The organism is Pantoea sp. M_9, from assembly GCF_008631385.1.
In the GTDB taxonomy this organism is placed as follows: Bacteria; Pseudomonadota; Gammaproteobacteria; order Enterobacterales; family Enterobacteriaceae; genus Pantoea; species Pantoea eucrina.
On sequence record NZ_VWUF01000001.1, the window covers coordinates 551,163 to 563,792 of the forward strand.

Annotated in this window: 12 protein-coding genes and 1 other annotated feature (1 of these 13 cut by a window edge); of the genes, 4 read left to right on the forward strand and 8 right to left on the reverse strand. The window is 59.0% G+C overall.

Going from position 1 to position 12,630, the window contains the following annotated elements; all coding sequences use genetic code 11:
* Positions 1-24: 24 nt before the first annotated feature.
* From F3I15_RS02530 to ltnD, 5 genes are read right to left on the reverse strand one after another with little or no spacing between them, the layout of a single operon-like run.
* Positions 25-1,377 (reverse strand): GntP family transporter, encoded by a 1,353-nt coding sequence (locus F3I15_RS02530; RefSeq protein WP_150016427.1) that lies wholly within the window; start codon positions 1,375-1,377, stop codon positions 25-27.
* Between the two features lie 58 nt (positions 1,378-1,435).
* Positions 1,436-2,218 (reverse strand): 2-oxo-tetronate isomerase, encoded by a 783-nt coding sequence (gene otnI / locus F3I15_RS02535; RefSeq protein WP_150016428.1) that lies wholly within the window; start codon positions 2,216-2,218, stop codon positions 1,436-1,438.
* On the reverse strand, positions 2,218-2,844 hold the full coding sequence (locus F3I15_RS02540) for an aldolase (protein ID WP_150016429.1): 627 nt from the start codon (positions 2,842-2,844) through the stop codon (positions 2,218-2,220). Before F3I15_RS02540 ends, otnI begins: the two co-directional genes overlap by 1 nt.
* The gene (gene otnK / locus F3I15_RS02545) at positions 2,837-4,099 is read right to left on the reverse strand and encodes a 3-oxo-tetronate kinase (RefSeq protein ID WP_150016430.1); all 1,263 of its coding nucleotides are present in this window, start codon (positions 4,097-4,099) and stop codon (positions 2,837-2,839) included. Before otnK ends, F3I15_RS02540 begins: the two co-directional genes overlap by 8 nt.
* A complete protein-coding gene (ltnD, locus tag F3I15_RS02550) occupies positions 4,099-5,010 on the reverse strand; it encodes an L-threonate dehydrogenase (RefSeq protein WP_150016431.1) in 912 nt (303 codons plus the stop codon). The genes otnK and ltnD overlap by 1 nt, the downstream gene beginning before the upstream one ends.
* A 224-nt stretch (positions 5,011-5,234) precedes the next feature.
* On the opposite strand from ltnD, the gene ygbI reads away from it, so the two are divergent.
* Complete coding sequence (ygbI, locus tag F3I15_RS02555; protein ID WP_150016432.1) at positions 5,235-6,002, forward strand: DNA-binding transcriptional repressor YgbI; 768 nt, start codon at positions 5,235-5,237, stop codon at positions 6,000-6,002.
* A gap of 46 nt (positions 6,003-6,048) precedes the next feature.
* Here the strand turns inward: ygbI and F3I15_RS02560 are convergent, their stop codons facing one another.
* Complete coding sequence (locus F3I15_RS02560) at positions 6,049-7,407, reverse strand: APC family permease (RefSeq protein ID WP_104085170.1); 1,359 nt, start codon at positions 7,405-7,407, stop codon at positions 6,049-6,051.
* Between the two features lie 370 nt (positions 7,408-7,777).
* Positions 7,778-9,193 (reverse strand): glutamine synthetase family protein, encoded by a 1,416-nt coding sequence (locus F3I15_RS02565; protein ID WP_150016433.1) that lies wholly within the window; start codon positions 9,191-9,193, stop codon positions 7,778-7,780.
* 209 nt (positions 9,194-9,402) lie between these two features.
* On the opposite strand from F3I15_RS02565, the gene puuD reads away from it, so the two are divergent.
* Together puuD and F3I15_RS02575 are read left to right on the forward strand one after the other, a co-directional pair.
* Positions 9,403-10,164 carry a gamma-glutamyl-gamma-aminobutyrate hydrolase gene (gene puuD, locus F3I15_RS02570; RefSeq protein WP_150016434.1) on the forward strand — a complete coding sequence of 254 codons (762 nt, stop codon included), beginning with the start codon at positions 9,403-9,405 and terminating at the stop codon, positions 10,162-10,164.
* 10 nt (positions 10,165-10,174) lie between these two features.
* The gene (locus F3I15_RS02575) at positions 10,175-11,452 is read left to right on the forward strand and encodes an FAD-binding oxidoreductase (RefSeq protein WP_150016435.1); all 1,278 of its coding nucleotides are present in this window, start codon (positions 10,175-10,177) and stop codon (positions 11,450-11,452) included.
* A gap of 33 nt (positions 11,453-11,485) precedes the next feature.
* On the opposite strand, the gene F3I15_RS02580 is transcribed toward F3I15_RS02575, so the two are convergent.
* Entirely contained in the window at positions 11,486-12,313 is an 828-nt protein-coding gene (locus F3I15_RS02580; RefSeq protein ID WP_150016436.1) for an SDR family oxidoreductase, read from the reverse strand.
* Positions 12,314-12,494: 181 nt separating this feature from the next.
* Here F3I15_RS02580 and hisL point away from each other — a divergent pair, with 181 nt between their 5' ends.
* On the forward strand, positions 12,495-12,542 hold the full coding sequence (hisL, locus tag F3I15_RS02585) for a his operon leader peptide (RefSeq protein ID WP_100396937.1): 48 nt from the start codon (positions 12,495-12,497) through the stop codon (positions 12,540-12,542).
* Positions 12,518-12,630 (forward strand) — a sequence feature (His leader region); it runs 9 nt beyond the window's last position. Its footprint overlaps the gene before it by 25 nt.

A 12,630-nucleotide genomic window follows, 5' to 3' on the forward strand; every position in this document is an offset into this window, starting at 1 on the left:
GTGTTGCCCGCCGCCGCGCATATGTTATAGCAGTAACCAGATAAGCCAGGTCAGCGCAAATCCTGCCAGCCCCATCGCCGTGGTGAGTACGGTCCAGGTTTTTAGTCCGTCCGCAACTGACAGCCCAAGATAACGCGTGACGACCCAGAAGCCAGAGTCGTTAACGTGCGATAATCCCAGCGCGCCAAAGCAGGCAGAGAGCGCCACCAGCACCAGCTGCATTTCACCCAGTCCGGTAACCGCCGTAGTCAGCAGGCCGCAGGTAGTGACAATCGCGACCGTGGCTGAGCCCTGGGATGCGCGCAGCGCCAGTGAAAGGATAAAGGCAGCCGGGATCAGCGGCAAATGAATCGTGGTGAGCGACTCCGCCAGCGCTTTACCCACGCCTGACTCCACCAGCACTTTACCAAACGCCCCGCCAGCGCCGGATACCAGGATCACACCGGCGGCGTTGGCGATGGCGCTTTCTGACAGCGTCTCCAGCTTCTCTTTGCCCCAGCCGCGCCGGATGCCGAGCAGCCAGCACGCCAGCGCCAGCGTAATCAGCAGCGCCATGGCTGGTGCGCCAGCCAGCGTCAGCAGACCGTGCGCCATGCTGCCGGGCGTCAGGTGCGACGGCAGTAGCGTGCCCAGCATAATCAGCGCAATCGGCAGCACAATCAGGCTGGCGACCAGGCCGGCTGCCGGGGGCGCAGCCACCTGTTGCGCCGGAGCCTGCTGCTTTGTCAGCTGCACCTGCTCCAGCACGCTGACCGACAGCTGATAGTTTTTGCGGTTAAGCCACTTTGCCACCAGATAACCCACCACGCCCACCGGCACTGAAATACCAATGCCCGTCATCATCAGCCAGCCGATGTCCGCATTCAGCAGTGCGGCTGCGGCGGCCGGGCCAGGGTGCGTTGGCACCGCTACGTGTACCATCAGCATCACACCGGCCATAGAGAGGCCAAATTTCAACGGCGAAAGACGCAGCACTTTGGCGAAGCCGTAAATCAGCGGCACCACGATAATAAAACCCACATCAAAGAACACGGGCAGCCCCAGTATAAAGGCGACGGTGGTCAATCCGGCCACCATGCGCTGCGGTCCGAGCAGCGCCGTAAACCGCCTGGCAAGCGCATCAGCACCGCCTGACGCTTCAATCACCGCACCGAGAATCGCGCCCAGAACAATAATCGCGGCGATATTGCCCAGCAGACTGCCCATCCCACCCAGAATCACCGTCATGATTTTATCACCCGGGATACCGGTAGTGAGGGCAACAAACAGGCTGGCGACCAGCAGCGCAATAAACGGGTGTACCTTAGCTTTGATCACCAGCAGCAGGAGCAGCAGCACGCTGACCGCCGCGATCAGGAGTAACAGAGGGGTCGTCATGTCTTACCTCAGAGAAGTATTATAGTTATCAGCAGGTTTCTGGTGTTGACGCCGGAGCTCAGGGCTCCAGCCAGGGTTGCAGCCAGCCAAGGCCCGCCACCGTGTTACCGCGCGGAAAATATTCACAGCCTATCCAGCCGTCGTAGCCCACTTCATCCAGCAGGGAAAACAGCCACGGATAGTTGATTTCGCCCTCGTCAGGCTCGTGGCGATCCGGCGCGGAGGCGATCTGCACATGCCGGTAGCGCCCGGCAAAGGTGCGGATCAGATGGCTGAGGTTGCCGTCGACCAGCTGGGCATGAAACAGATCGAGCTGGGTAAAAACGTTTGGCCGATCAATACGCGCCATCATCTCCAGCGTCTGATACTGGCTGGCATAGAGATAGCCCGGCTTAGTGACCGGATTGAGCGCCTCCAGCAGCAGGCGGATACCGTGCGGAGCAAAGCGCGCGGCGGCGTAATGCATATTACGCACAAACGTCTCTTCATAGGCGGCACGCTCTGCACCGGGCGGCAGCGTGGCGGCCATGATATGTACCTGCGGACAGTTAAGTGCCAGGGCATACTCCAGCGCACAATCAATATCCCGGCGCGCTTCAGCCTCACGGCCAGGAATAGCGGATACGCCCCATTCACCTGCAGCGGTGTTACCGGCTGCGGTGTTAAATAACACCATCTCCAGCTGATGGCGCGTCAGCTCAGCCTGAATCACTTCAGCCGGATAGTCATAAGGGAAAAGGAACTCTACCCCGCGAAATCCCGCCTGCGCAGCGGCAGCGAAACGCGCCAGGAAGGGATATTCAGTGAACTGCGTGGATAAATTAGCGGCAAACTTTGGCATTAGCGGCTCCTCAGCTCAGCAACTTCATCTGCACTGAGGTAGCGGATTTTACGATCGCCCAGGGTAAACATCAGGCGTGCCGTCTCCTCAAGCTCTTCCGTATTATTTGCTGCCTCGCGCAGGGAACTCCCGGTGACTACCGGACCATGGTTTGCCAGCAGAAATGCGCTGTAGCGCGGTGCCAGCCGGGCAAGATCTTCAGCCAGCCTGACGTCTCCCGGTTTGTAGTAAGGCACCACCGGCACATCCCCTACCCGCATCACCACATAGGGCGTAAAGGGACGAATACAATTCTGCCGATCGAGATCGCTCAGGCAGGAGAGCGCGGTCAGATAGTGGCTGTGCAGATGCACCACTGCTTTGCATGCCGGGTTATTGAGATAGAGTGCGCGATGAAACGCGACCTCTTTGGAGGGTTTGTCACCGCCGATCCACTCCCCCTGCAGGGTAACTTTTGACAGCCGCTCCGCCTGCAGCTCACCCAGACAGGAGCCGGTCGGCGTGGCAAGCAGATGACCGTCGGGCAACAGCAGCGAGAGATTGCCCGCTGAGCCCGTGGCGTAGCCGCGCTGAAAAAAAGAAGCGCCAAGCTGCACCATCTCGGTACGGGCCTGTTGTTCAGTCATAAGTAAACTCCGTCTGCGCACGTGCAAAAAATTGTTCATCACCAAAATTGCCGGATTTCAGTGCCAGCGAGAGCGGTTGCTGCGTATCACGTACCCAGGGCACGCCCGGAGAAATAGCGGGTCCGATATGAAACGCTGTGACGCCGAGACTCTGTGCCACTACACCTGAGGTCTCGCCACCCGCCACAATAAAACGCTGCCAGCCACGCGCTTTCAGCTCACGCGTTACCGCCGCGAAGAGCTGCTCCACCGCTTCACTACTGCGCGCCGCACCATACTGTAACTGCACGGCCTGCAGCTGCTGCGCGTCAGCGGTAGCGTAAAGCATGGGTGCCAGCGGCCTGTCAGCGTGCGCGCTGATCCAGTCACACAGCTCACGGGCATAGGCAGCGGCTTCCGTGATACAGCGCTCAACGCTGATCGCCATGGCGGGCGCCTGCTGGCGATAGGCGGCAACCTGCTGATTGGTCATTTGCGAGCAGGAGCCGGCGATGACTACCGCGCGCCCCCCCTGCGGACGACCCGCCGCCTCCGCTTCGCCGGCAGCCTGCGCGCTGGCCCAGGCACGAGCGATGCCAATGGCGAGACCCGATCCCCCGGTCACCAGCCGCATATCGCGCAGCGCCGCGCCCTGCGTCAGCAGATGTTGCTCGCTGATAGCGTCCAGTACCACATAGCTCACGCCCTGCGCCTTAAGCGTGGCCAGCTCTGCCTGTACTGCCGCCGCCCCCTGCTCAATCCGTGCCACCGGGATCACTGCCGCGCGCCCCCGCGCCTGACGCATCATCAGACGCACAAGACTGCTATCCTCCATGGGCGTGACCGGATGGTGGCGCATACCTGACTCGTTCAGCAGCTGGTCGCCGACAAACAGGTGGCCCTGATAGACGGTACGGCCATTAACTGGCAATGCCGGAGAGATCGCCGTCTGCGTTTCGCCCAGCGCCGTCAGCAGCGCATCCGTTACCGGACCGATATTGCCCTGCGCGGTGCTGTCGAAGGTGGAGCAATATTTGAAATAGAAACGATCGCACCCCTGCTGCTGCAGCCACGCCAGCGCCGCCAGCGACTGCGCTATCGCCTGTTCCGGCGGACAGGAGCGCGACTTCAGACTGATAACCAGCGCCTGCGCCGTGGCGTCAGTATCCTGCTGCGGCACGCCGCTGAACTGAATAACCGGCAGCCCGTTTTGCGCCAGAAAGCTGGCGATATCGGTGGCACCGGTGAAGTCATCTGCAATAACACCCAAACGCATTACGCTTTCTCCCCGGCCTGTGGCAGTACAATGCCGCTGAAAATTTTAATCACTGCACTGTCATCTTCCCGCCCGTAACCGGCGTGACTCGCCTCGGTGAACATGTTCAGTGCAGTTGAGGCGAGCGGCAGCGGAAAGTGCAGCGATTTCGCGGTATCTGCCACCAGGCCAAGATCTTTAACAAAGATGTCTACGGCGGATTTAGGTGAGTAGTCGCCCTCCACCACATGACGCATGCGGTTTTCAAACATCCAGGAGTTGCCTGCGGCATTGGTCACCACGTCATACATGGTTTCCAGCGGAATACCGGCGCGTGCTGCCAGCGCCATCGCTTCAGCCCCCACCGCAATATGTACGCCGGCCAGCAGCTGATGAATAATTTTAACCGTGGAGCCAAGGCCGATTTCGCTGCCCACGCGGTACACTTTTGCCGCCACCGCGTGGAGTACCGGTTGCAGGCGCGCAAAAGCGTCGTCGCTGCCGGATGCCATTACCGTCATCTCACCGGCCGCCGCTTTTACCGCGCCGCCGGAAACCGGTGCGTCCAGCATCAGCAGCTGATGCTGCGCCAGACGCTCTGCAATGGCCTGCGCATCCTGCGCAGAAATGGTTGATGAAACCATCACGACGGTACCCGGCTTCAGCTGTGGTGCCAGACCCGCTTCACCAAACAGGATGGCATTCACCTGTGCAGCATTAACTACCAGTAGCAGCACCGCCTCCAGCTGAGAAGCAAAGCCCGCTGCGGTGGTCTGTGCATCCTGCGCACCCGCCTGGCGCAGCTTCTCCAGCGCCTGTGGGTTGAGATCAACCCCCCACGTGTTGAGACCCGCACGAATACAGGATTGCGCGGCGCCCATACCCATCGATCCCAGACCAATCACACCTACATTAGTTACGGTTGCAGCCACAGCGCACCTCTCTTGTTAAATTAAGTGATATTTTGTTCAATGCTGTTAATTGTGCCGCAGAAGTGATGAACGGAAAGTGTTCCGCCTCACAAAAATTAACTAACAAAGATCTGGCATAACAACTTTTCACACCCGATAAATGAGGTAAGGCGCGGCTTATTTCTGCTGCGGACCGATTACAGATACCTTACAATGTGAAAAAATGGTAATTCAGGAAGTGTGAAATGATCCCTACTGAACGTCATCAACAGATAGTGGCGCTGGTGGCAGAACGCGGTGTGGTAAGTATTGCTGAGCTAACCGAACGTCTGGGCGTTTCGCATATGACCATCCGGCGGGACGTGCAGAAGCTGGAGGAACAGGGAGCGGTGATTTCAGTATCGGGCGGCGTACGTACCGCGGAGCGTCTGGCGACAGAGCCGTCACATCTGGCAAAAACCAGCATGTACAGCGAGGAGAAGATGGCCATCGGCCAACGGGCGGCGCAGCATATCCCGCCTGACAGCTGTATCTATCTTGATGCCGGAACGACAACGCTGGCGCTGGCGCGTGAACTGCTGGCGCGTGACGATCTGCTTGTTGTCACCAACGATTTTGTTATTGCCCGCCTGCTGATGGAGGGGAGCGGTTGCCGCCTGATCCATACCGGTGGCAGCGTCTGTCGCGAGAACCGCTCCAGCGTGGGTGATGCGGCGGCGCGCACGCTGCGCACGCTGGCGATCGATATCGCCTTTATCTCGGCCTCATGCTGGGGGCCGCGGGGTCTTTATACGCCGGATGAGCATAAGGTGCCGGTTAAGCAGGCCGCCTGTGACGTCAGCAGCAAGCGCATTCTGCTTAGCGATAGCTCTAAATATAATAAGATTGCCACCTGGCTTGCATTGCCGCTGACGTGCTTCGATCAGGTTATTACCGACAGGGAACTGAGTAAAACAGGCAGGGAAACGTTAAGTGCGGGTAGCTGGGAGTTGGTACTGGCGGGACAGGAATAGTTAATAGCAGACCGGGTGCGCATCGCTGCGCACCCGGTCACGAACATCACACTTCTTCGCTGAACTGCGGGACCGGATTACGGAAAGTACGGGTCACGAACGCCAGGTAGATGATACCAATTGCGCCCCATACCAGACCCAGCACCATGGAAGTCTCTTCGAGGTTGATCCAGAGCGCTCCCACCGTCAGCGCGCCCATCACAGGCAGCACCAGATAGTTGAGATGGTCTTTCAGCGTCTTGTTACGCTTCTCACGGATCCAGAACTGCGCGATCACAGAGAGGTTAACAAAGGTAAACGCGACCAGCGCACCAAAGTTGATCAGCGCCGTAGCGGTCACCAGATCAAAGTTGATAGCCAGCAGTGCCACCGCGCCGACCAGCAGTACGTTCAGTGACGGCGTGCGATATTTTGGATGCACGAAGCCAAAGATACGCTGCGGGAAGACGCCATCGCGGCCCATCACGTACATCAGACGTGAAACGCCTGCGTGTGCCGCCATGCCTGACGCCAGCACGGTCACTACGGAGAAGATCAGGATCCCGATCTGCAGCGCTTTACCGGCCACAAACAGCATGATTTCAGGCTGTGACGAGTCCGGATTCTGGAAACGCGAGATATCCGGGAAGTAGAGCTGCAGGAAGTAGGAGACCGCGATAAAGATCACGCCACCAATCAGCGCCGTCAGGAAAATGGCGCGCGGAATGGTGCGTTCAGCATCTTTGGTCTCTTCCGACAGCGAGCTGATACCGTCAAAGCCGAGGAACGAGAAGCAGAGAATCGTCGCACCGGTGATCATCGGCACCACCTGAGCATGCTCAGACCAGAACGGCTTCGTGCTCACCAGCGTACCGGAGCCAATACCGTGCGCCACACCGTAAACCACCATACCGGTGATCACGGCCATGACCACAACCTGCAGCACCACGATGACGCTGTTAAAGTTGGCCACGGTTTTGATACCACGCAGGTTGGAGATGGTCATAAAGGCCACCAGCAGCACAACGAAAATCCACGACGGAATGCCCGGCACCAGCGACTCAAAGTAGCTTTTTGCCAGCAGGATGTTGATCATCGGCATGAACAGATAGTCCAGCAGCGATGACCAGCCCACCATAAAGCCGACGTGCGGACTGATGGCTTTCTGAGCGTAGGTATAAGCGGAGCCCGCAGATGGGAAGCGGCGTACCAGCTTACCGTAACTCACAGCCGTAAACAGAATCGCAATCAGGGCGAAAGCATAGGCGGTGGCGACGTGGCCGTCGGTCAAACCTGACACAATGCCAAAGGTATCAAACAGGGTCATTGGCTGCATATACGCCAGGCCCATCATGACGACCGGAAGCAGGGTCAGAGTTTTTTTCAGATGTGCACGCTGAGGTGCGGCAGAGGTATTAAGCGACATTGTTCAGACCCCCTACAGCAGCAACTGATGTCAGTTGTACCACAGGGATACTGCGCAACGTGCTGCAGTGAGAAGTGATATTAGTGTTTGCGATTGTCGCCGCGCCGTAATCATCACGAAAGCGAGAACCAGCCAGTGCTGGTGCAATTGTAAACAGTCCCATCTTTGTTCCTCAAATCTCACGCAGAAGCGTGTTTCGGTGTCTATCTATCCGGATACGTGTCCGGCCTCGGTTATGTATGTATTAAAAACATTATGCAAAAAAATAACCGACGCTCAGTGCGTCGGCTATGTTCTGTCTTTTGCAGGGGGCATATTTTGCCCCAACTTATGCCATCGACACAAGACGTTAACGCAATTCTTCTGTGCGTCAGGCGTTCTTTAGCATCCAGTCAATCTCTGTGGCGGTGATCAGCCGTTCAAATTCGCGCAGCTCACACTGCTTGCAGCTATGCCACACGCGGCTGAAACGCTCTCCCAGCAGCTTCTGCAGCGGGTAGCTGCTCTCAAACTCATAAAGCGCGTCGCTCTGGCGAATCGGCAGTGCCAGCCCCTCCGCTGCATGACCATTCCCGGTCACCGCATGAGGTAAAGGTAGCTGATTATCCAGGCCGTGCAAAATACCGGCAAGAATTGTTGACATGACCAGATAGGGATTTGCATCCGCGCCCGCCACGCGATACTCCACGCGATGGTTCTCTTTGTCGCTGCACGGAATACGCAGCGCCACGGTGCGATTGTTGTGTCCCCACGACGCCTGCAGCGGCACAAACGACTCTGGCGAGAAGCGTCGGTAAGCATTGACGTTGGGCGCCAGCAGCGCCATTGACGCCGGCATCAGGTCAATCATGCCCGCCAGCGCGCGCTTCAGCAGCGGCGAGTTGCTGCCATCATCCAGTGAGAAAGCGTTATGATCCGCCGCGTCGAGCATACTGATATGCACGTGCATGCCGCTGCCGGCATATTCTTCATAGGGCTTCGCCATAAACGTGGCGGTCATACCGTGATTTTCCGCCACCTGCCGCACCAGTCGCTTCAGCAGCACCGCGTCGTCGCACGCTTTAAGGATGTCCTGCGTGTGATGCAGGTTGATCTCAAACTGGCCCGGTGAGGCTTCCGCCAGGGCGCCATCTGCCGGGATACCCTGCTGCTGCGCCAGCGCGTCGATATCGCGCAGCACATCAGCAAAATGGTCGAGGTTATCCACGGAGTAGACCTGGCAGTGCATGTTGCGCTCTGCGCTGCCCGGCGAGCACGGCGGCTGAATAAAGCCGCCGGCATCACGTTGCTTATCAACCAGATAGAACTCCAGCTCTACCGCTACCACCGGAAACAGCCCGCGATTGCGCAGCTGCTGCCACAGCCGGTTCAGCACGTTTCGGGGTTCAACGTCAAAGGGAGTGCCATCTTGGTTGCACATCGTCAGCAGCAGCTGGGCGATGCGTTGCGGATCGGAAGCAGAAGGGATAAGCGTGCCAGGAACGGGAATACAGAGGTTATCGGGTTCGCCAAGCGCCTGTCCGAGACCGGCTTCCTCAACGGTGTTGCCGAGAATGTCCATGGCAAACACAGAGGCGGGAAAGTAACACCCTTTTTCCAGCTTTGGCAGCGCGGCGACAGGGATGCGCTTACCGCGAAAAACACCATTTAAATCATTTAACAGGATATCGACATATTGCGTTTCGGGATGGCGTTCCAGCCAGGTTTTCACCTCCAGCTGGAACGCGCTTGTTCGCTTCTCTTCACTGTGCCGCGTGAAATCTTCTACTTCCACGATATTCGTCATATACCACCCGCCAGTTACCGTTAATGAGGTTTGCGCGATGCTTTAATTCCGAACTACAGCTCTAACATAGCGCCAACACAAATAGTGTGCAAATGTAACAATCTGGTTTGCAGTTCGGCGCGGGCAGATTAGATTGAGAATAACAGGCTCGCTTAAACGCCTGCCTGAATTTGCCGGCAGAGCGTCAGCACTCTCAGCGTGGTAACCCGATGATGACAGATGCTGTAAAACCGCTGATCGGAATAGTGATGTGCCAGAACATGGCCGGTCCCCACCCCGCTCAGACGCTGCACAATAAATATCTGGATGCGGTGGTCGCCGCCGGTGGCGTACCGCTGCCGCTGCCGCATCAGCTGCTGCAGGCACCAAAGCTGCTGGCGCAAAGCATGGCGCTGCTGGACGGCCTGCTGCTGCCCGGCAGCCCCAGCAATATTGAACCCTGGCACTATGGCGAAGCGGGCAGCGAAGCGCACAGCGATCCGGGGCGCGATCGCCTGGCCTTTGCGGCCATTACCTGGGCCACCAGCCGGCAGATGCCGCTGCTGGGTATCTGTCGTGGCCTGCAGGAGCTGGTGGTCGCCAATGGCGGCGCGCTCTATCGTCAGCTGCATCAGGTTGACGGGTTTCAGGATCACCGTGAAGATCCTGCTTTGCCGCTGCCACAGCAGTATGCTGCGGCACACCTGGTCACGCCGGAACCGGGCGGGCTGCTGAGTCAGCTGCCAGACTGCCAGACCCCCTTTGCCGTTAACTCACTGCATGCGCAGGGCGTTCGCACGCCGGGTCCGCAGCTGCGCATAGAAGCACGCGCCGCAGATGGCGTGATTGAGGCGGTGAGCCTGCGTCATCACCCTTTTGCGCTGGCGGTACAGTGGCATCCGGAGTGGCAGTCTGAGCAGAACCCGGTTTCACGCCAGCTGTTTACTGCATTTATTCAGGCCGCCAGCGATTATCACCGGGCACGACCCTGAGGAGGATGTGATGCACCATGTGGAGAGCTATTACGCAGCCAGCGCTAATCCGCACGCCCCCTGGCCTGCGCTGCAGGAGAGTATTCAGTGCGACGTCTGTATTATCGGCGGCGGCTTTACTGGTCTCTCCTCGGCGCTGTTTCTGACCGAAGCGGGCTACGACGTGGTCGTGCTGGAGGCGGCCACCATCGGCTTTGGTGCCAGCGGACGTAACGGCGGTCAGGTGGTTAATTCCTATAGCCGCGACGTGGATGTGATTGAGCAGCGCTACGGTAAGGAGACCGCCGCGATGCTCGGCAGCATGATGTTTGAGGGTGCCGATATTATCCGCGACCGTATCGATCGCTACACCATCAGCTGCGACTACCGGCCGGGCGGTATTTTCGCTGCCCTCAACCCGCGGCAGATGGGCCATCTGCGTCGTCAGCAGGCGAGCTGGGCGCGCTACGGCAATCAGAGCCTGGAGCTGCTGGATGAGCGCGGCATCCGGCGGGAAATCGCTACCGATCGCTATGTCGGCGGCCTGCTGGATAAGCGCGGTGCGCATCTGCATCCGCTGAACCTGGCGTTGGGGGAAGCGGAAGCGATCCGCCGCCACGGCGGGCGTATTTATGAACACTCCGCCGCCCTCGCCGTGCACTACGGCGCACCGCACCGCATTACCACCGCGCACGGGGAGGTGCATGCCACCTTTGTGATCTTTGCCGGCAACGCCTATCTGCCATCGCAGCTGGAGCCGCGCCTGAGCCGCAAAAGCATGCCGTGCGGCTCGCAGATTGTGACCACTGAACCGCTGAGCCGCGACCAGGCGCTCGGGCTGCTGCCTAACAACTACTGCGTAGAAGATTGTAACTATCTGCTCGATTACTTTCGTCTTACCGCGGATAACCGTCTGCTGTATGGCGGCGGCGTGGTATATGGCGCGCGCGAACCGGCTGATATTGACGCCCTGATCCTGCCCAAGCTGCAGCGCACGTTTCCGCAGCTGCGCAATATTAAAATCAGCCACCGCTGGAGCGGTAACTTCCTGCTGACGCTGTCGCGTATGCCGCAGTTTGGTCAGCTGGAGCGGAACGCCTATTTTATGCAGGGCGACAGCGGCCACGGCGTAACCTGCACGCATCTCGCCGGCAGGCTGATTGCCGAGGTGCTGCGCGGTCAGGCGGAGCGGTTTGACGCCTTTGCCCGGCTGCCGCACCTGCCGTTCCCCGGCGGACGCCGGTTTAAGGTTCCTCTGACGGCGATGGGCGCCGTATGGTATGCGCTGCGCGATCGGCTGGGCGTCTGAGCCGCAGCGGGAGACGCACGTCTCCCGCCGGGTTTATGCCAGCGGCATGCGTGCCGGATCGGGATAGCGATACTCAAAGCCGAGCTCATCGCAGATTTTTGTGCCATCAATCAGTTTGCCGGTCGGACGGCCGGACTGCGCACTGAACGTGGGTGGCGCCAGGCCCAGCTTCTTCGTCACGTCAGGGTAAAACGTATCCCGCGACGGATGATGCGGCGCGCAGAGGTTATAGGTATGTCCGCCTTTGGGACGCTGCAGCAGCAGCATAATCGCCTCCACCACATCATCCAGATGCACCAGGTTCACGCCGTGACTGCCCTGTTCCAGCCCGGTTTTGCCGGCCAGAAAGCGGCCAGGATGGCGATCCGGCCCTACCAGACCGGCGAGCCGCAGAATATCCACGCTGGTGCCCGGCAGGCCATGCAGCCAGTGCTCCAGCTCGGCGAGCGTTTTGCCGGCAACTGTCTCCGGCTGCAGCGCGCTCTGCTCTTTCATGATCCCCTCGCCTGCGCCGTAGACTGAGGTGGAGCTGGTGAAAATAATGCGCGGCACCCGACTTGCCAGCGCCGTGTCCACCACGTTTTGTACCGCCTGCATATAGGCGTCAGCCCCCTGCACGGTGCGGCTGGCCGGCAGCGTAACCACCAGCGCATCCACCTGCATCAGCGCCTCAAGTTCGTCAGCATCACACTCAATCTCCGGCGTCAGTTTCAGCTGATACGCCTCAATGCCGCAGCGCCGCGCGGCTTCAACACCATCCGGCGTGGTTTTCGTGCCGGTCACTTCCCAGCCCCGCGCCGTCAGCGCCATTGCCAGCGGCATCCCCAGCCAGCCCAGACCCGTAATCGCGACTCGTTTCATCTCTGCTCCTGCTGTTGCGCGCCATCGTTATCTCATCTTAGAGCGGCGCTGCCCGGCAAACCAGCGCAAAGTGTTGCGGAAGGTTCCGTAAACTGACGTTAAAAAAGGGTTGCCAAGCCGCGCCATCTTCGCTAGGTTAATCAGCACGCAAATGAATACTCATTCAGCAACGGAATTTATTATGACACGCGTTCAGTTCAACCATCATCACCACCATCACCCTGACTAGTCTTTCAGGCGATGTGTGCTGGGAGACGTTCAGGATCTTCCAGTGGTGCGAGCGCAAAGAGAACCCCCGGAAGATCATCTTCCGGGGG